Source organism: Streptomyces sp. NTD91 (genome assembly GCF_059510455.1).
Map to the genome: position 1 here is coordinate 16,373 of NZ_JCAJZW010000035.1, position 18,797 is coordinate 35,169.

17 protein-coding genes are annotated in these 18,797 nt (G+C 73.3%); 7 read left to right on the forward strand and 10 right to left on the reverse strand.

Features of this window, described 5'->3' with window-relative positions; translation table 11 throughout:
* Positions 1 to 255: 255 nt before the first annotated feature.
* Complete coding sequence (locus AC5WRT_RS28600) at positions 256 to 1,275, forward strand: aspartate-semialdehyde dehydrogenase (RefSeq protein WP_496097621.1); 1,020 nt, start codon at positions 256 to 258, stop codon at positions 1,273 to 1,275.
* A gap of 30 nt (positions 1,276 to 1,305) precedes the next feature.
* On the opposite strand, the gene AC5WRT_RS28605 is transcribed toward AC5WRT_RS28600, so the two are convergent.
* On the reverse strand, positions 1,306 to 1,920 hold the full coding sequence (locus tag AC5WRT_RS28605; RefSeq protein ID WP_496097622.1) for a DUF1203 domain-containing protein: 615 nt from the start codon (positions 1,918 to 1,920) through the stop codon (positions 1,306 to 1,308).
* A gap of 112 nt (positions 1,921 to 2,032) precedes the next feature.
* Here AC5WRT_RS28605 and pepN point away from each other — a divergent pair, with 112 nt between their 5' ends.
* Positions 2,033 to 4,609: an aminopeptidase N gene (gene pepN / locus AC5WRT_RS28610; protein WP_496097623.1), complete on the forward strand. Its 2,577-nt coding sequence runs from the start codon at positions 2,033 to 2,035 to the stop codon at positions 4,607 to 4,609.
* Positions 4,610 to 4,661: 52 nt separating this feature from the next.
* Here the strand turns inward: pepN and AC5WRT_RS28615 are convergent, their stop codons facing one another.
* The 3 genes from AC5WRT_RS28615 to AC5WRT_RS28625 all read right to left on the reverse strand — a co-directional run bounded on the left by AC5WRT_RS28615 (position 4,662) and on the right by AC5WRT_RS28625 (position 7,864).
* Positions 4,662 to 5,375, reverse strand: a complete 714-nt coding sequence (locus tag AC5WRT_RS28615) for a type 1 glutamine amidotransferase (protein ID WP_496097624.1) — start codon at positions 5,373 to 5,375, stop codon at positions 4,662 to 4,664.
* A gap of 228 nt (positions 5,376 to 5,603) precedes the next feature.
* A complete protein-coding gene (locus AC5WRT_RS28620) occupies positions 5,604 to 6,554 on the reverse strand; it encodes an EamA family transporter (protein ID WP_496097625.1) in 951 nt (316 codons plus the stop codon).
* Positions 6,551 to 7,864 (reverse strand): MFS transporter, encoded by a 1,314-nt coding sequence (locus AC5WRT_RS28625; protein WP_496100746.1) that lies wholly within the window; start codon positions 7,862 to 7,864, stop codon positions 6,551 to 6,553. Before AC5WRT_RS28625 ends, AC5WRT_RS28620 begins: the two co-directional genes overlap by 4 nt.
* A 105-nt stretch (positions 7,865 to 7,969) precedes the next feature.
* On the opposite strand from AC5WRT_RS28625, the gene AC5WRT_RS28630 reads away from it, so the two are divergent.
* On the forward strand, positions 7,970 to 8,476 hold the full coding sequence (locus AC5WRT_RS28630) for a MarR family winged helix-turn-helix transcriptional regulator (RefSeq protein ID WP_496097627.1): 507 nt from the start codon (positions 7,970 to 7,972) through the stop codon (positions 8,474 to 8,476).
* Between the two features lie 35 nt (positions 8,477 to 8,511).
* Here the strand turns inward: AC5WRT_RS28630 and AC5WRT_RS28635 are convergent, their stop codons facing one another.
* On the reverse strand, positions 8,512 to 10,041 hold the full coding sequence (locus AC5WRT_RS28635) for an FAD-dependent monooxygenase (protein WP_496097628.1): 1,530 nt from the start codon (positions 10,039 to 10,041) through the stop codon (positions 8,512 to 8,514).
* 169 nt (positions 10,042 to 10,210) lie between these two features.
* Here AC5WRT_RS28635 and AC5WRT_RS28640 point away from each other — a divergent pair, with 169 nt between their 5' ends.
* A complete protein-coding gene (locus AC5WRT_RS28640) occupies positions 10,211 to 10,789 on the forward strand; it encodes a TetR/AcrR family transcriptional regulator (RefSeq protein ID WP_496097629.1) in 579 nt (192 codons plus the stop codon).
* A 289-nt stretch (positions 10,790 to 11,078) separates the two neighbouring features.
* On the opposite strand, the gene AC5WRT_RS28645 is transcribed toward AC5WRT_RS28640, so the two are convergent.
* Entirely contained in the window at positions 11,079 to 11,246 is a 168-nt protein-coding gene (locus AC5WRT_RS28645) for an MmyB family transcriptional regulator (protein WP_496097630.1), read from the reverse strand.
* A 187-nt stretch (positions 11,247 to 11,433) separates the two neighbouring features.
* Between AC5WRT_RS28645 and AC5WRT_RS28650 the strand changes: the two genes are divergently transcribed.
* Positions 11,434 to 11,814 carry an MFS transporter gene (locus AC5WRT_RS28650; RefSeq protein WP_496097631.1) on the forward strand — a complete coding sequence of 127 codons (381 nt, stop codon included), beginning with the start codon at positions 11,434 to 11,436 and terminating at the stop codon, positions 11,812 to 11,814.
* 188 nt (positions 11,815 to 12,002) lie between these two features.
* On the opposite strand, the gene AC5WRT_RS28655 is transcribed toward AC5WRT_RS28650, so the two are convergent.
* The 4 genes from AC5WRT_RS28655 to AC5WRT_RS28670 form a co-directional block, all read right to left on the reverse strand.
* Positions 12,003 to 12,284 carry a hypothetical protein gene (locus AC5WRT_RS28655; RefSeq protein WP_496097632.1) on the reverse strand — a complete coding sequence of 94 codons (282 nt, stop codon included), beginning with the start codon at positions 12,282 to 12,284 and terminating at the stop codon, positions 12,003 to 12,005.
* A gap of 57 nt (positions 12,285 to 12,341) precedes the next feature.
* Positions 12,342 to 14,432, reverse strand: a complete 2,091-nt coding sequence (gene malQ, locus AC5WRT_RS28660) for a 4-alpha-glucanotransferase (RefSeq protein ID WP_496097633.1) — start codon at positions 14,430 to 14,432, stop codon at positions 12,342 to 12,344.
* Entirely contained in the window at positions 14,433 to 14,726 is a 294-nt protein-coding gene (locus tag AC5WRT_RS28665; protein ID WP_496097634.1) for a hypothetical protein, read from the reverse strand.
* A 386-nt stretch (positions 14,727 to 15,112) separates the two neighbouring features.
* The gene (locus tag AC5WRT_RS28670) at positions 15,113 to 15,649 is read right to left on the reverse strand and encodes an HNH endonuclease (protein WP_039649619.1); all 537 of its coding nucleotides are present in this window, start codon (positions 15,647 to 15,649) and stop codon (positions 15,113 to 15,115) included.
* A 347-nt stretch (positions 15,650 to 15,996) separates the two neighbouring features.
* Between AC5WRT_RS28670 and AC5WRT_RS28675 the strand changes: the two genes are divergently transcribed.
* Together AC5WRT_RS28675 and AC5WRT_RS28680 are read left to right on the forward strand one after the other, a co-directional pair.
* Positions 15,997 to 17,103, forward strand: a complete 1,107-nt coding sequence (locus tag AC5WRT_RS28675; RefSeq protein ID WP_496097635.1) for a mechanosensitive ion channel family protein — start codon at positions 15,997 to 15,999, stop codon at positions 17,101 to 17,103.
* Between the two features lie 476 nt (positions 17,104 to 17,579).
* Entirely contained in the window at positions 17,580 to 18,791 is a 1,212-nt protein-coding gene (locus AC5WRT_RS28680; protein WP_496097636.1) for an ROK family transcriptional regulator, read from the forward strand.
* Positions 18,792 to 18,797: the final 6 nt, after the last annotated feature.

Sequence of the window (18,797 nt, forward strand, 5' to 3'; positions counted from 1 at the left end):
GAGGCGTACGTCACACCGCGGTGTGGCCGGTGACCCTACGGGCAGGGGCCGGGACAGCACAGCTTGCGGCCCGGGTGCCCGGCAGAGGGAATTTCTGCCGCTCGGCGGGGCTTGCGGGGGACGTTCGGAACCGTCCGGCGGGTGATCGTGTCCCACTCCTCGGGCACGCGTCGCAAAGAATTGGACAGGTGGACCGGGGTCGGCCGCATGATGGAAAAGCCCCGGTCATGCACGAGACACAAAGAGGGAGTCACTGTGAGGGTCGGAATCGTCGGAGCCACCGGTCAGGTCGGCACGGTCATGCGCAGGATCCTCACGGAGCGGAACTTCCCGGTGACCGAGCTGCGCCTGTTCGCCTCGGCGCGCTCGGCCGGCACCGTGCTGGACGGGGTGACGGTGGAGGACGCGGCGACCGCCGACTACACGGGCCTGGACATCGTGCTGTTCTCCGCGGGCGGCGCGACCTCCAAGGCGCTGGCGCCGGAGGTCGCCGCACAGGGCGCCGTCGTGATCGACAACTCCTCCGCCTGGCGCAGGGACCCCGAGGTGCCCCTGGTGGTCTCCGAGGTGAACCCGCACGCGGTCGCCGACCGCCCCAAGGGCATCATCGCCAACCCGAACTGCACCACGATGGCCGCGATGCCGGTGCTGAAGCCGCTGCACGAGGAGGCGGGCCTGCAGGCGCTCGTCGTCGCCACCTACCAGGCGGTGTCCGGCTCGGGTCTGGCGGGCGTGGCCGAGCTGCACGGCCAGGTGCTGAAGGTGGCCGACGAGGCCGACAAGCTGACCCACGACGGCGCGGCGGTCGACTTCCCCGAGCCGAACGTCTACGAGCGCACCATCGCCTTCAACGTGCTGCCCTTCGCCGGCAACCTCGTCGACGACGGTCTGAACGAGACCGACGAGGAGCAGAAGCTGCGCAACGAGTCCCGCAAGATCCTGGAGATCCCCGAGCTGAAGGTCTCCGGCACCTGCGTGCGCGTGCCCGTCTTCTCCGGCCACTCCCTCCAGGTCAACGCCCGTTTCGCCCGCCCGCTGTCCCCCGAGCGCGCCACCGAGCTGCTCGCGGGCGCCCCGGGCGTGGCCCTCTCCGACATCCCGACCCCGCTGCAGGCCGCAGGCCAGGACCCGTCGTACGTCGGCCGCATCCGCCGCGACGAGACGGTGGACAACGGCCTCGCCCTGTTCGTCTCCAACGACAACCTCCGCAAGGGTGCCGCGCTGAACGCGGTCCAGATCGCGGAACTGGTGGCGGCTGAGCTGTCCGAGAAGTAGGTCGCCCACCGGGCACAGGGGCGGTCACGGTCACGTGGCCGCCCTCGCCGTTTCCCCGGCCCGGCGCCGCCCGTCCGGCCCGGCTCGCCGGTCCGCTCCCTCGGCTCGGCCCCGCCGCACCTCGTACAGGAAGCACCCGTACTCCACCGCCCGCACGTGCACCAGCGCCACCTCCGGGTCTGCGAAAGCCTCGGCGAGGGCGGGAGGGAAGTCCTCGGCACGCTCCACCAGGCGGCCGCCCAGGATGCGGCCGTCGGCCGAGTAGCGGCGCAGCGTGCGGTGGGCGTCGGTGAAGGGCAGGCCGGTGCCGGACGGGCCGGGGCAGTCGCCCGCATGGATGAAGACCGGGCCCTGCTCGTCGTAGGCCCCCGGGTCCGCGCCCGTCTCGGCGGCCCAGCGGCGCAGCGGCGCGTACGAGACCAGGGCGATGTGTTCGCCCGGTTCGCTGCGGCGCAGGCAGCAGCGCAGCGGGGCGCCGCCCTCCTCGTCGGCGAAGGGGGCCGGGGGACGGCCGGCGTCGTCGGACGTCCGCAGCTCCCGCAGGACCCGGGGCGGGACGGGGCGAGCGGTGTACGTCCGTGCCGTCGGTGTCGTTCCTGCGGTGTGCGCCATCTGTGTGGTGTGTGTGGGGTGTGCCGTGGTCATGCGTCCGGCGTCCCGCCCCGGCGGCCCGCCCACCGGCGGGAACCGGACATCGCGTTCCCTGCGGGTCCCGTGGAAGGATGGCGCAACCGACACATATCGAGGAGATGACCGCGTGCCTGGCACAAACCTGACTCGCGAAGAGGCGCGGCAGCGGGCCGAGCTGCTCACCGTTGACTCGTACGAGATCGAACTCGACCTCTCCGGCGCGCAGGAGGGCGCGACCTACCGGTCCGTGACCACGGTGCGCTTCGACGTGGCCCGTGGCGGCACCGAGTCCTTCATCGACCTGATCGCGCCGAGCGTCCACGAGGTCACGCTGAACGGGGACGCGCTGGACCCCGCCGAGGTCTTCAAGGACTCGCGGATCGCCCTGCCCGGGCTGCTGGAGGGGCGCAACGTGCTCCGGGTCGTCGCGGACTGCGCCTACACCAACACCGGCGAGGGTCTGCACAAGTTCGTGGACCCGGTCGACGACCAGGCCTACCTCTACACCCAGTTCGAGGTGCCGGACGCCCGCAGGGTGTTCGCCTCCTTCGAGCAGCCCGACCTGAAGGCCACCTTCCAGTTCACCGTGCGGGCGCCCCAGGGCTGGACCGTCGTCTCCAACTCGCCGACGCCCGAGCCCGAGGACAACGTCTGGGTCTTCGAGCCGACCCCGCGCATCTCCACGTACATCACCGCGCTCGTCGTCGGCCCGTACCACAGCGTCCACAGCGTGTACGAGAAGGACGGGCAGAGCGTGCCGCTCGGCATCTACTGCCGGCCCTCGCTCGCCGAGTTCCTCGACGCGGACGCCATCTTCGAGGTGACCCGGCAGGGCTTCGAGTGGTTCCAGGAGAAGTTCGACTACGCCTACCCCTTCAAGAAGTACGACCAGCTGTTCGTGCCCGAGTTCAACGCGGGCGCGATGGAGAACGCCGGTGCCGTCACCATCCGCGACCAGTACGTCTTCCGGTCCAAGGTGACCGACGCGGCCTACGAGGTCCGGGCCGAGACGATCCTGCACGAGCTGGCCCACATGTGGTTCGGCGACCTGGTCACCATGGAGTGGTGGAACGACCTGTGGCTGAACGAGTCGTTCGCCACCTACACGTCCATCGCCTGCCAGGCGGCCGCCCCCGGCTCGCGCTGGCCGCACTCGTGGACCACGTTCGCCAACTCGATGAAGACGTGGGCGTACCGGCAGGACCAGCTGCCGTCCACGCACCCGATCATGGCGGACATCCGCGACCTGGACGACGTGCTCGTCAACTTCGACGGCATCACGTACGCCAAGGGCGCGTCCGTGCTGAAGCAGCTGGTCGCGTACGTCGGCGAGGACGAGTTCTTCAAGGGCGTGCAGGCCTACTTCAAGCGGCACGCGTACGGCAACACCCGCCTGTCCGACCTGCTCGGCGCGCTGGAGGAGACCTCCGGGCGCGACCTGAAGACGTGGTCGAGGAAGTGGCTGGAGACGGCGGGCATCAATGTCCTGCGCCCGGAGATCGTCACGGACGCCGACGGTGTCGTCACCTCCTTCGCCGTCCGCCAGGAGGCCCCGGCCCTGCCCGCCGGCGCCAAGGGCGAGCCCACCCTGCGCCCGCACCGCATCGCGATCGGCCTGTACGACCTCGACGGCGGCTCCGGCAAGCTGGTGCGCACCGAGCGGCTCGAGCTGGACGTCGACGGAGAGCTGACGGCCGTACCGCAGCTGACGGGCAAGCGCCGCCCGGCGGTCGTCCTGCTCAACGACGACGACCTCTCGTACGCGAAGGTCCGCCTGGACGAGGACTCCCTGAGGACGGTCACCGAGCACCTCGGCGACTTCACCGAGTCCCTGCCGCGCGCCCTGTGCTGGGCCTCGGCCTGGGACATGACGCGGGACGCCGAGCTGGCCACCCGCGACTACCTCTCCCTCGTCCTGTCCGGCATCGGCAAGGAGTCGGACATCGGCGTGGTGCAGTCGCTGCACCGCCAGGTCAAGCTCGCCATCGACCTGTACGCCGACCCGGCCGCGCGCGAGTCCCTGCTGACCCGCTGGACCGACGCCACGCTCGCGCACCTGCGTGCGGCCGCGCCCGGCAGCGACCACCAGCTGGCCTGGGCCCGCGCCTTCGCTGCCACGGCCCGCACCCCGGAGCAGCTGGACCTGCTGGAGGCGCTGCTGGAGGGCACGCAGACCGTCGAGGGCCTCGCTGTCGACACGGAGCTGCGCTGGGCGTTCGTCGAGCGGCTCGCGGCGGTCGGCCGCTACGACGAGGCGGAGATCGCGGCGGAGTACGAGCGGGACAGGACGGCCGCCGGTGAGCGCCACGCGGCGACCGCCCGCGCGGCCCGGCCCACGCCTGAGGCCAAGGCGGAGGCGTGGTCCTCGGTCATCGACTCCGACAAGCTGCCGAACGCCGTGCAGGAGGCGGTGATCGGGGGGTTCGTGCAGACCGACCAGCGCGAGCTGCTGGCGCCGTACGCCGACACGTACTTCGAGGTCCTCAAGGGCGTGTGGGAGGCCCGTTCGCACGAGATGGCCCAGCAGATCGCCGTCGGCCTGTACCCGGCGATCCAGGTCTCCGAGGCAACCCTGGCCAGGACGGACACGTGGCTGGCCACGGCCGAGCCGAACGCGGCGCTGCGCCGCCTCGTCTCGGAGTCCCGCGCGGGCGTCGAACGGGCGCTGAAGGCCCAGGCGGCGGACGCGGCGGCCGGCGCGTAGCCCGAGTGAGGGCGCCCGGACCGTGTGCCGGGCGCCCTTTCCCTGTGCCCGGCTACCGGCGGTCCCGTACGAGTGCCGCGAACCGCAGGGCGACCTCTCGCCACACGGGGGCGGCGGCAGGGTCCTGCCGCAGCGCGTCGCGGTACAGCCGCGCCGGGTCCACTCCGTAGCGCTCCAGCCGGCCGGCAGGCCACTGCGGAACGCGGTCCGGGCCGATCTCGGGGTGGAACTGCACCCCCCAGGCCGCGTCCCCCACCCGGAACGCCTGGTACGGACACCGCTCGCTGCCGGCCAGCCACCGGGCCTCGGCGGGCAGCCGGACGATCGCGTCGACGTGGTTCTCCATCGCCGTGACCCGTGGGGGCAGCCCCGCGAACAGCGGGTCCCCGGCCGCTTCCGTGCGCAGCGTCAGCACGGTGCTCCCGAACTCGGGTTCGCCGTACTCCGCTTCCACCCTTCCACCCGCCAGCTGCGCGAGCATCTGCCCCCCGAGGCAGATCCCGAACACGGGCGTGTTCCGGTCCAGGGCCCGGCTCATCAGGGCCCGCGTCTCCGCCAACCACGGTGCCCGCTCGTCGTCGTCCGGCATGTACGCACCGCCCAGCACGATCAGCGCGTCATGCTCCAGCCGTGCCGGCAGCGCCTGCCCGGTGTCCGCCCGGACCACCTCGAGCCGGACTCCGTCCTCGGCCAGCCAGTCACCCCACCGCCCGGGCCCGCCGTGCGCGGTGTTCTGCACCACCAGCACCGTGGCCGCACTTCCCATGGCTCGATACCGCCTTTCGCCGGCACGTCCGGCCGGCCCACCCGCCGTCCGAACCGTTCTCATACCGGACGCGCCGATGCCAACCCTGGCCGATGGACGCCGAGACGCTCTTCGTCGACGCGACGACGCTGCTCCTCTCGAGGATCGCCGTCGTGACCCCCACCCTGACACTGCGCCGGATCCGCCTGATGCACAACTCCGACCAACTTTCCTTCGCACCGAACCTGTTCAGGGAGTGCTGCGCTCCCGAATCCGTCCGCCGCGAAGAGCGTTCACGTCCGTCGAATCTTTTCGATGCCTCTTTGCAGCGATCCCGAGCGATCGCGACCTGCCTCCCCCGAGCTGTCCCGCGATCGCCGCTGTGAACGCCAGCGCCGTGCCCGCCACCTGCACCGGTGTCAGCGCCTGCCCGAGGACCGCCCAGCCGACGAGGGCCGCGGTCAGTGGGGAGAGCGGGCCGAGGAAGGCGACCTGGGTCGCGGTGAGCCGGCCGATGCCGCGGAACCAGAGCCAGTACGCCACCGCCGTGTTGACCAGGGCGAGATAGAGGTAGCCCGCCGCGGCACGGCCGTCCAGGGCGGGCGGGGCGCCCTCGGCGAGGAAGGCGACCGGCGCGATGAGCAGGCCGCCCGCGGTGAGCTGCCAGCCGGTGAGCGCCAGCGGGCCGACGCCCTCGGGGCGGCCCCAGCGTTCGGTCAGCACCGTGCCGGCGGCCATGGAGGCGGTGGCGGCGAAGGCCGCGAGTACGCCGACCGCATCGAGGGTGCCGGTCCCCCGCAGCACGACGAGACTGACACCGGACGCGGCGAGGACACCGGTGACCAGGGTGCGCGGGACCGGACGCTGCCCGAGCAGCAGTGCCGAGAGGCCCACGACGAACAGCGGCTGGATCGAGCCGACCACGGCGGCCGTCCCGCCGGGCAGCCTGTACGCCGACACGAACAGCAGCGGGAAGAAGGCGCCGATGTTCAGCGCGCCGAGCACCGCCGACCGCCACCACCAGCCGCCCCTCGGCGGCACTCCGGTCAGCGCCAGCAGGAGCAGTCCGGCGGGCAGGGCTCGCACCAGCGCCGTGAACAGGGGGCGGTCCGGAGGCAGGAAGGCGGTGGTGACCGCGTAGGTGGTGCCCCACGAGACCGGGGCGAGCGCGGTGAGCGGCACGGTGACGGATCGTTTCATGACCGGGACTCCTGGGGTGTTGCGGCACGGCCGCGAGCCTCCGTCGCCGGCAGTTGTCTCACCACTGCCGTCGACACCGGTCGTACAGCCTGTGCCGGCAGGCGGGACTCCGTCCGGATCAGGAGGGTCGCGGCGATCGCCGAGGTGAGGACGAGGACGGCCCAGGGCGCCCGGCCGTCCAGGTCGAGCAGGGCCGTGAACAGCGACGGCGCCACGGCCTTCGCCAGCGACCAGGACATCTGGTACGCCGCCAGGTACCGGCCCCGCACCGCTTCGGGTGCCGCCGCCACCGCGAGCACCTGGGCGGCGGGGCTGTGGATCAGCTCGCCGAGGGTGTAGACGAGGACCACGGCGACCAGGGCGCCGCCCAGGACCGTGACCGAGCCCGGCCGTACGGTGCCGAGCACGATCTGCCCGGCGAAGGCGGTCGCGAACAGGCACCCGCCCAGCGCCGCCGCCCGGGTGCGCCGGGCCCCGGCCCCGCGGACCCGCGCGCCGACGGCGACCCCGGCGACCGCGCACAGCACGGTGTTGAGGGTGAACGCGGCGCCGGTGAGCACCGAGGGCCCGTGCAGCCACCCCACCAGGAACAGCGGGAAGAGGACGGACAGCGCCGAATAGCTCAGCGCGTTCAGGAAGTTGGCGCCGGCGACGGTCAGGAAGGGCCGGTCGGCGAGGACGAGCCGGTAACCCGCGCCGGTCCGGACGGCGGCCGGGCCCGCGCCGGACGCGGCTTGCGGCCGTGCCGGTCGCAGGGGCCGCAGCAGCAGTGCCGCGAACCCGAAGGAGAGGGCGTTGCCCCAGGCCGCGTACGTGTAACCGGCCCCGCCCGCGAGGGAGATGACGAGGGTGGCGAGGAGCGCACCCGCCCCGCTGCCGGCGTTCTGCAGCGCGCGCGTCGACGCCTGCAGCCTGTCCCGCCCCGTCCCGCTCGCCACCTCGCCGATCAGGGACTGCTGGGCCGCCGGGAAGGCCCGGTCGGCGGCGGCCGTGACCAGGGCGACGGCGGCGAACGCGGGGAGGGAGCCGGCGAAGGGGTAGAAGGCGAAGCCCGCGGCCCTCACGCCGTACAGCGCGTACAGGACCCGCTTCGCGCCGTACCGGTCCACCGCCGTGCCCGCGAGCGGGAGCACGGCGATGCCCGCCAGGCCGGTGGCGGTGAGCACGGCGCCCACCACCGTGAAGGACAGCCCGGTCACGGCGTGGAAGAAGACCAGCGTGAACGGGACGTACATGCCGGTGCCGATGCCGTTGACGGCGGCGGCGACGGGCAGGGCCCACTCGCCGGGTATGCGCGCGCTCGCTCTCATCGGATGCCTCCACAAAGTAGCTTGGCAGCAATTAGCTTAGTACTAAGCAGCTTGCTTGCAAGCCACTTTCTTGCCGTCGAACATCCGGAGGGCGATACTCGGCGCATGAGCGCAGGACAGGACGCGGTCGACGCGATCATCGGCCAGTGGGCGGCCGTACGACCCGAGCTCGATTCCAGGGCGATGGAGGTCTTCGGGCGGATCTACCGCCTCTCCCGCGTCATGGGCGACCGCATGGAGAAGGCGTACCAGCCCTACGGCATCTCACGCGGCGAGTTCGACGTGCTCGCCACCCTGCGGCGCGCCGGGGAGCCCTACACCCTCTCGCCGCGTCAGCTGTCGGCCGCCCTCATGCTGACGACCGGTGGGATGACGGGCCGGCTGGACAAGCTGGAGAAGGCCGGCCTGCTGCGCCGCTCCCCCGACCCGCACGACCGCAGGGGCCTGAAGGTGACGCTGACCGACAAGGGGTTCGACGTCATCGACCGGGCGGTCGGCGCGGGCCTCGCCGTGCAGCAGGCGGCCCTGTCCCGCCTCGACGACGAACAGGTCGGCCAGTTGGCCGACCTGCTGCGGGAGTTGCTCGCCGGTACCCGGGACGCGCCGCACTAGGGCGTGTCGTCACCTTCGCGCGGCGGACGGGAATGTCACGACAGGCCCTGACCGCCGACGTGCGCGGTGAGCGCCGTCTCGATGTCCGTCGCGCCGGCCGCGTCGGCGGCCCAGGCCGCGTACCCGTCGGGGCGGACCAGCACGGTCGTACGGCGGTCGCCGGCCCAGTGCGCCACGGTCAGCCGCTCCGCGCGGCCGGGGGCCACCTCGCACGGCTCCGGGGTGATCAGCACGAACCGGCCGCCGCGCAGGGCCTCGTGGAGGCGGCCGCCTCCGGACAGGGCCACGTCCGGGACGCGAGTGCCGGTGAGCCGGTGGGCGCCGCGGGGCGCGGGGTAGCGGTAGCCGATGCCGGTGACCTGGCCGGCGATCCTGCGCCGGGCGGGGCCGACGGTGTTCAGGAAGGTGGTGAGCGCGGCGCGGGCGGCGAGGGTCCAGGGGCGCTCGGCCATGGCTAGGCGGACGATCCCGCCGCTGCTGCGCAGCACCGCCCTGCCCACGGGGTGCCGCTCGGCCTGGTAGGTGTCGAGCAGCGCGGGGTCCGCAGGCCCGGTGAGGACCGCGGCCAGCTTCCAGCTCAGGTTCGCCGCGTCCTGGAGCCCGGTGTTCATGCCCTGGCCACCTGCCGGGGTGTGCACATGGGCGGCGTCGCCGGCCAGGAAGACCCGGTCGGCCCGGTAGGCGGGCGCCTGCCGTTCGTCGCTGTGGAAGCGGGACATCCAGCGGGCGTCGTGCATCCCGAAGTCCCGGCCGAGTGCGAGACGGGTGATCTCCTTGACCTCGGCCAGGTCCAGCGGCGCGTCGTCGGGGACATTGCGGCTCCGATGCCAGCCGATCACCCGGTGGTAACCGTCGCCGAACGGAGCGAGGAAGGCGAAGGCGCCGCCCACGGCGTTGACGGTGAGCAGGGTCGGCGGCTCCTCGGCCAGCCGGACGTCGGCGAGGACGACGGACCGGATCACCGACTTGCCCGGGAACGGCAGCCCGATCGCCTCCCGCACGGCACTGCGCATGCCGTCGGCACCGACGACGTACGCCGCCCGGAGGCTCTGCGTGCGGCCCTCGGGCCCGCGCGCCTCGACGGTCACCCCGTCCACGTCCTGGGTGAGTCCGGTCAGTTCGGTCTCGTACCTGAAGTCGGCGCCCGCCTCGACCGCCCGCCGCTCCAGGACCTTCTCGACCTCGTACTGCGGGAGGACCAGCAGGTGGTTGAACCGGGAGGGAAGGGCGGCGAGGTCGATGCCGAGCCGGCCGAACAGACGGAGGCGGTCGAGGCGCTGCCCGACCTTCTCGAGGTCGTCGGCGAGGCCGCGCGCGTCGAACTGCTCCAGGGTGCGGGCATGGAGGACGAAGGCGCGGGAGAGGTTGCTGATCCCGTGGGGGCGCTTCTCTAGGACGGTGACCGGGACCCCGGCGGCGGCGAGGTCACCGGCCAGCAGCAGGCCGGTGGGGCCGGAGCCGACGACGATGACGGAACGGGTGCCGTTGCCCGCGCCGGGGGTGACTGCGCCGGTGCCGGCGACTTCCGGGGTGCTGGTGCCGTTGTTGTCGGCGGTGCCGGTCATGGTGGCCTCCTGGATGCCAACGCTTGCTGGTCCCACCGCGGGTCGGCGTCAATTGGTCAACCCTTGTTTGCCAACACCCGTGGGCCAACACTTGTTGACCACCGTATGCCCGGGCGACGACCTCAGTCAACGCTTGTTGGCCTACGTATGTTGGCCTACGCTCGTTGGCATGACCGCCAGCTCGAAGACGAACCAGGCCCGCCGCTCCGACGCCACCCGCACCGCCATCCTGGACGCCGCCCGGGAGCGGTTCGCCGCCGACGGCTACGAGCGGGCCACCATCCGGGCGATCGCCCGGGACGCGCGCATCGACCCGTCCATGGTCATGCGCTACTACGGCAGCAAGGAGGGCCTCTTCGCGGCGGCCGTCGCGCTGGACCTGGGTCTGCCGGACCTGACGGAGACGCCCCGAGACGAGGTCGGGCGGGCGCTGGTGGCTCACTTCCTGGGCCTCTGGGAGGAGAACGAGGAGATGACGGCCATGCTCCGGGTCGGCGTCACCAACCGGGCCGGGGCCGAGCGGATGCAGGGCGTCTTCCGGGACCAGTTGCTGCCGGTGGCACGTCAGGTGTGCCCCGACCCCGAGCAGGTCCCCGCGCGGGCCGCGCTGTGTGCCGCGCAACTGCTCGGCCTGGCCCTGACCCGCTACGTGCTGCGGCTGCCGCCGGCGCGGGAGCTGAGCCGCGAGGAACTGCTGGGGTGGCTCGGGCCGACAGTGCAGCGGTACCTGACCGCGCCGAACCCTTGAGCGGCACCGCCGCGACGGGCGGACGCACCCTCCGGCCGAGGGACCGGACCGCTCCCCCTGCCGACCCGCCCCGGAGACGGCCTCCCCGACAGACCCCGGAAGTGGCCTCCCCGACAGACCCCGGAGATGGCCTTCGCGTCAGAGCCCAAGGGTGCCGCCGGCTCCGGTCGCGCGTCCGCGGTCTCCAGGCGGAGCATGGCCTCCTCGTCGGGGGTGCCGGGTGCCGCCTGGTGGACCACCATCCGCTGGCCGCCCGTGCGGGCGAGCCGCATGACCTCGTGGGTCAGGGTCATGGGGCCGGATACCGGAAGCGCTTCTGCCCGCCGCTGCGCTCGCAGACGTCGTACCGTTCCCAGAGCCGCGCGAACCGGGGTGATTTCAGGATCAGTTCGCCGACGAGCACGGTCAGCTCGGCATCGTCCGGGTCGGCCCCCGCGACCGCCCGCAGGTGCGCCACCGAGTGGGCGACGGTCTCCTCCCCACGGCTCGTAGAGCGTCCGGCCCACCGGGTGGAGGAAGAGACAGCGGGTGACGTTGCGCAGCCAACTATCAGCAGTTGCGTGGAATGTCGGGGATCGCGGCCGGGCTGATGTTCGTGCCGATGTCGGCGGTGGTGACGGCGAGCAGCCTGATCTCGCCGCGGCTTGCGGAGCGCATCGGGCGACGCGGTGATCGTCGCCGGACAGCTGGTCTTCGTCGCGGCGATGCCGGCCATGCTGCCGCTGGCGGCGCACACCCCGGTGTGGTTGGTGCTGCTGCCGCTGAGCATCGGCGGGGCGCTCGCGGTGCCGGCGCTGACCGCACTGCTGATGGACGCCGTCCCGAGGGAGGCCGCTGGTACGGCTTCGGGGCTGCTCAACTCGTTCCGCCAGACCGGTGGGGCGCTCGCCGTCGCCCTCTTCGGCAGTCTGCTCTCCGGCCCCGGCGGCGGCTTCTGCCTGCCGGGCATGCGCGTCGGCCTGCTCGCCGTCGCGGCCCTGCTCCTGGCCACCGCCGCTCTGTGCCGCCTGCTGCCGCGCGGCTGATCCCCGGCCACGCCCGGCACCGGCCGGGACGACGGGCGTCCCGGGCGGGCGACGCCGTGAACTCCGCGCCCCTTCCGAAAGGTCCGGGCCGTCGCGAACACGCCGAGGGCGCCGGCCTCACCCGGGTACGGCGTCGCGCGCGTACCGGCGGGAGGACGGGCGCCCCCGGCGGGAGAACCGGTGTCCGGTCAGGCCTTGGTGTCGGCCCCGGGCTTCACGCTGACGCCGGACGAGGTGGTGTCCGTCTTCTTGCGGGACTTGTCCAGCGCGATCACCAGGCCGGCGATGACCGCGAACAGCGCGAGCGGGATCAGCACGTAGAGCCCCAGCGTCTGGATGACGCTCAGGCCCGGGCCGGGGTCGTCGCCGTCGTCGCGGGTCAGCGCGAGCGCGGGGGACGACATGAGCAGCATCATCAGCGTCGTACCGGCGGCCAGGGCGCCGGCGCGCAGGGCGTTCTTCTTGTCCACGGTCTCAAGTTAGCGAACCACCCGGAACGCCGCGCGCCCGGGGTCCCGTCCGGCGGTTCATCCGTCCCCGACCTGCGTGAACACCGCGAGCAGCGCCCTCAGTCCGGGAGACGCCGTCAGCTCCTCCAGCGGGACGGGCCGGCCCTCGCGGTCGGCGATCGGCAGCCGCCAGTTCGGGTACTCGTCCCAGGTTCCCGGGAGGTTCTGCGGGCGGCGGTCACCGACGCCGTCCGGAAGCCAGACGCCGATCAGGCGGGCCGGGGTGCGCAGCAGAAAGCGGTGGAGGGCGCGGATCTCCTCCTGCTCGTCGGTGCCGGGCGGACCGGCAGCGGTCAGGTCCAGCAGCCCGAGGCTGCCGAGCAGGGCGAGCCATTCGGCCGTGTCGGCGACCGCCTCGGCGCGTTCCTCGGCCGCCGGGCGGGTGAGCAGGCCCAGGCGGTCGCGCAGCTCGACGTGGTCGCCGGTGAGCCGGGCGGCGGTGGGCGGCAGGTCGTGGGTGGTGACGGTGGCCAGGCAGTCGGCGCGCCAGCGGTCGGGCGGCAGCGGGCGGCCGTCGCCCTCCCAGTCGCGTTCGAACCACAGCACCGAGGTACCGAGCACGCCGCGCCGCTGGAGGGTCTCGCGGACGCCCGGCTCGACGGTGCCGAGGTCCTCGCCGATGACGACGGCCCCGGCGCGGGTGGCCTCCAGGGCCAGGATCGCGAGCATGGCGTCGGCGTCGTAGCGGACGTAGGTGCCCTCGGTGGGCGTGCTGCCCCGAGGGACCCACCAGAGCCGGAACAGCCCCATGACGTGGTCGATGCGCAGGGCCCCGGCGTAGCGGAAGAGGGCGCGCAGCAGGTCGCGGTACGGCGCGTACCCGGACGCGGCGAGCCGGTCGGGTCGCCAGGGCGGCAGGCCCCAGTCCTGGCCGCGGGCGTTGAAGGCGTCGGGCGGGGCGCCGACGGACATGCCGGCGGCGAACACGTCCGCCTGCGCCCAGGCGTCGGCGCCGTCGGGGTGCACGCCGACGGCGAGGTCGTGCACGATCCCGACCGGCATGCCGGCCTCCAGCGCGGCGCGCTGGGCGGTGCGCAGCTGGCCGTCGGTGAGCCAGGCGAGGCGGGCGTGGAAGTCGACGCGGTCGGCGAGGTCGGCGCGGGCCCGGGCGGTGGCGGCCGAGCGGGGGTCGCGCAGGTCCTCGGGCCAGCGGCGCCAGTCGGAGCCGTGGGTCTCGGCGAGGGCGTACCAGGTGGCGTGGTCGTCGAGGGCCTGGACGTGGGCGGCGCGGAAGTCGTCGTAGGCGGCCCGGCGACCGGGGCCGAGGGGGACGTCGAGGACCAGTTCCAGCGCCTCCCGCTTCAGTTCCCACACCGCGTCCCGGTCGATGAGGGCGCCCTTGTCGAGGACGGCGGCGCGCAGCCGTTCGGCCCGTTCCAGCAGGGAGCTGAGCCGCTCGCGGTCGGCGACGTACGCGTACTCCGGGATGTCCTCGATCCGCAGATGGACGGGGTCGGGGAAGCGGCGGGACGACGGCCGGTACGGGGAGGGGTCGGTGGGCTCGCCGGGCACGGCCGCGTGCAGCGGGTTGACCTGGACGAATCCGGCGCCGGCGGTACGGCCGGCCCAGCCGGCCAGCTCGGCCAGGTCGCCGAGGTCGCCCATGCCCCAGGAGCGGCGGGAGAGCAGGGAGTACAGCTGGACGAGGAGGCCGTGGCAGCGGCCGGGCGGGGCGGGCAGCCGGTCGGGGGCGACGACGAGGTGGGCCCGGGCGGTGCGCCCGTCGGGGGCGACGGCGGTCACCCGGTGCACGCCGAGCGGCAGTTCGGTGGCCGCGTCCCGGTGCTCGCCGTCCTCGGTCTCGACGCTCAGGCGGGTGCCGGGCGGCAGCGCGGCGAGGGCGGCTGGGCCGCGCGGGTCGCCGGCCCAGTGCACGAGCGTCGGCGGCAGCAGGCGCTCACGCAGCTCGTGCTCCCGTGCGGCGAGGCAGGCGCGTACGGCGGCGGGCCCGGCGGCGTCGACGCCGAGGGCGGCCAGGACGGCGACCACGGCGGAGGCGGGGACGGCGACCGTACGGTCCGGGGCGGGGCTGTAGCAGGTGGCGACGCCGTGCAGCTCGGCGAGCCGGGCGAGGTCCTCGTCCTCGAAGTCCTCGGACGCCGCGGTCATCTACGCCCCCGTGCCGTGGACGCCGGGCGCGTACGACGGCGCGGGGAAGTCGTCGGGCTCGTACGACGGCGCGGAGAAGGCGTCCGCCTCGCTGGTCAGCGGGGTGGCGTCGGCGAGCGGCGGCTCACTGGTCAGGGGCTCGGCGTCGGGCAGGGGCGGCTCGCTGGTGAGCGGGGCCTGCGCGCAGGCGCTCTCCGCGCTGAAGACGCAGGTCCGGATGTCGTGGGGGTCGGCGGAGGACTCCGCCACGGGTTTCGCCTGGGCCGGGAACGAGAGGTGAGCCAGTGCGGCCACGGTGGTCTCCTTGTCGGTTGCAGGTCGGATGCCGTCGCTTTGAACGGATTACGGCAGGCCTACCCCGAGACGGCGGGACCACTCTCGTCAACCGGTCGAGCGGGAGACGACCGGTGGTGTGCGACGGCGCCTGGACTGCCCCCGGCTTCCTCCTGGGCCGACCACGGCCGGCTCACTGCATGGGGCGACCGGCCGCCCTGCGGGAGGCGGGCCGCGACGCCCCGTCCTGCGGGGAATGGCCTGCCGTGCCGGCGATCGACCCATCGGCCTGTCCGGCCGCGGCAGGCGTGGGCCCGCCGGCTCCGGGGACGCCGGGGGCTCCCGGAGCCGGTGCGTGCCGTGCCCGCGCGGAGGGGGCCGGCGGGTACGCGAAGGCCCGGATCCCGTCAGGCAGATATGCCGTCGATCCGGGCCAGGGCATCGTCCGCGCCGTACGGCTGCAAGTAGGGCAGCCAGCGCGGGTCCCTGTGACCGGTGCCGATGATGCGCCAGGCCAGGCCGGTCGGGGGAGCCGGTTTGTGCCGCAGCCGCCAGCCGAGCTCGACGAGGTGGCGGTCGGCCTTCACGTGGTTGCAGCGGCGGCAGGAGGCCACCACGTTGTCCCAGACGTGCTTGCCCCCGCGACTGCGCGGGATGACGTGGTCGACGCTGGTTGCGACGCCACCGCAGTACATGCACCGGCCCCCGTCGCGCGCGAAGAGCGCCCGGCGGGTGAGCGGAACGGGTCCCCGGTAGGGGACTCGGACGAATCGCTTGAGCCGGACCACGCTGGGTGCGGGGACGGTGACGGTTGCGCTGTGCATATAGGCGCCGGATTCCTCGAGGGAGACGGCCTTGTTCTCCAGCACGAGGACGAGCGCGCGGCGGAGCGGTACGACACCGAGCGGCTCGTACGACGCGTTGAGGACCAGGACATGCGGCACGGGTGCCTCCTTGGGCGTCGGCGGCGCGTGGCTCGCGCCGGGACGATCTGCAGTCAGTCTCCCCTCATGCCTGGTGGAAGCGCCACCATGTCCCGGTAACGGGCTGGGAGTGTTTTCGACCACACCTCATTCATCCCCCCGATCGCGCCCTGTTCAAGCCCACCGGACACCTGCCTGTTCACAGCGGGTGAGCCCGGTCTCTCCTGTGTGTCTCCTTGGCGAATCCGCGCGAGGCACACACGATGCCCCGTTAGTGTGGTGGCCCTGTCCGTCCGGTGACCTTTCCGTGACCTTGAAGACCTTGACCGCCCACCGGCCGGACCGCGCAGCACCTGGAGGTACCTGCCGTGTCGTCCTTGCCCGCCGTCCTGCTGGCCGCCGGAGCGTCGCCGACCCCCTCGCCCTCCGGCTCGACGGAACCGGCCGCCCCCTCGCTCCAGGACGCCCAGCAGAGCGCGACGAACGCGGCGAGCTGGGTCGAGCAGAACTGGTCGACGTGGCTCGCCATGGGGCTGCAGATCCTGGTGATCGTGGTCGTGGCCGTGGCGTTGCGCGCGGCGGTGCGGCGGGCGATCACCAAGCTGATCGACCGGATGGGCCGCACCCCGCAGGCCACGGACGGCGGCTCGCTGGGCGGGCTGCTGGTCAACGCCGAGCGGCGTCGGCAGCGGTCGGCGGCGATCGGGTCGGTGCTGCGGTCGGTGGCGAGCTTCCTGATCCTCGGCACGGCCGCGCTGATGGTGCTGGGCACCTTCAGGATCAACCTGGCGCCGCTGCTGGCGTCGGCCGGCGTGGCCGGCGTGGCGATCGGTTTCGGCGCCCGCAACCTGGTCACCGACTTCCTCTCCGGTGTGTTCATGATCCTGGAGGACCAGTACGGCGTCGGTGACGTGATCGACGCGGGCGTGGCCACCGGCGAGGTGATCGAGGTCGGGCTGCGCGTGACCAAGCTGCGCGGCGGCGACGGCGAGATCTGGTACGTCCGCAACGGCGAGGTCAAGCGGATCGGCAACCTCTCCCAGGGCTGGGCCACGGCCGGCGTGGACGTGACGGTGCGGGCGAGCGAGGACCTGGACCACGTGAAGGCCACCCTGGACGACGTCGCCGAGCACATGACCAAGGAAGAGCCCTGGAACGAGCTGCTGTGGGGCCCGATCGAGGTCCTCGGCCTGGACTCGGTCCTGATCGACTCCATGGTGGTGCGCGTCTCCGCAAGGACCATGCCGGGCAAGTCCCTGACGGTCGAGCGGGAGCTGCGCTGGCGGATCAAGCGGGCGTTCGACCGGGCGAGCATCCGGATCATGGGCGGGGCGACCTCGGTGGAGGACGCCGAGGACACCCCGGACCCGACGGCCGCGGTGGCGGCCCCCTCGGTGTACGCCAACACGGACTCGCCGCAGGCGGCGGCCACGGCACCCATCACGCCGGGGCGAGCGGCACCACCGGCCAAGTAACGGAACGGTTCAGCACACTCGTTCGAGTGAACAGGTGAGGCATTCCGGCGCGTGGTGCGCACGGGGTGCCCCATCGTTCTGCCGGGGGCCCGGCGTGGGCTCAGCCTGGCATCGGCGTGACGGAGAGAACCAGGGATGAGCGCCGGACCCTCCGGCGACGACCCCACCGAGGCGCACTACGCCAACGACACCAGGTCGACCTCGGCGAACCCCTCCCCCTCCCGGCGCCGTACCCCACCCTCGACACCACGCCCTCCCTCCGGGACCGACCGAGTGCCTGGCCCTCCCCCGAGATAACGACTCCGTCTCCTCCGCGCCGCCGTCTCTTGACGCCCGCTTCGTCCTGGCCTTACGTTCCTCCCACCCCAATAGGAAAGTTTCCTAACAGTGATCTCCGGTCGGCCAGTGATCCAAGACTGGACGTTCCCGGCGGGTCGCTGAGAAGCTGGGCGGCTGGAAAGGCAGGTGTCGACCCCATGGCAGGAACCGCCGGTACGCCGGGCACCCCGCGCGTGCTGCGCGCCATGAACGACCGTGCCGCCCTGGACCTCCTGCTGGAGCACGGGCCGCTGTCGCGCACCCGGATCGGGAAGCTCACCGGCCTGTCCAAGCCCACCGCCTCCCAGTTGCTGGCCCGCCTGGAGGCGGCCGGCCTGGTCCGGGTGACCGGCACCAGCGAGGGCCGGCCCGGCCCCAACGCCCAGCTGTACGCGGTCGACCCCGGCGCCGCGTACGCCGCGGGGCTCGATGTCACCCCCACCCGCATCCGTGCAGCGGTCGCCGACATCACCGGCCGCACGGTGGGCGAGTTCGAGCTGCCCACGCCGGGACGGCGGCCCGCGCGGCCCGTCGTCCAGCAGGTCACCGACGCCCTCGACGGCGTCGTCAAGGCCGCCGGGCTGGCGCGCTCCGAGGTGCACCGGCTGGTCATCGGCACCCCGGGCGCCTTCGACCCCAACACGGGCCGGCTGCGCTACGCCTCCCATCTGCCCGGCTGGCACTCCCCCGCCCTGCTCGACGAGCTGGCCGCCGCCCTGCCGATGCCGGTGGAGTACGAGAACGACGTCAACCTCGTCGCCCTCGCCGAACAGCGGCTGGGCGCCGCCCGCGGCCACGCGGACTTCGTGCTGCTGTGGAACCAGGAGGGCCTCGGCGCCGCCCTGGTCCTCGGTGGCCGGCTGCACCGGGGCTGGACCGGCGGCGCCGGCGAGGTCGGCTTCCTGCCGGTGCCGGGCACGCCCCTGGTGCGGCAGGTGACCCGGGCCAACAGCGGCGGCTACCAGGAGCTGGCCGGCTCCCAGGCCGTACCCGTGCTGGCCCGGGAACTCGGCATCGACGACGTGCCGTCGGGACCGTACACGGACGTGGCCACCGCCCTGGTCGCCCGTGCCGCCGACCACGCCTCCGGCCCTTACCGGGAGTTGCTGCGCGCCTACGCGACCCGGCTCGCCACCGGTCTCGCCTCGCTCGTCTCCGTCCTCGACCCCGAACTCGTCGTCCTCAGCGGCACCGCGCTGACGGCCGGCGGCGAGGTGCTGCGCGGCCTCGTCCAGGCCGAGCTGGAGGAGCTGGCCGCGGCCCGCCCCCGGCTGGTCGTCGGCGACGTCCACGAACACCCCGTCCTGCGCGGAGCCTTGGAGTCCGCGCTCGGCACCACCCGCGACGAGGTCTTCGACACCTCGCGCTAGAGCGTC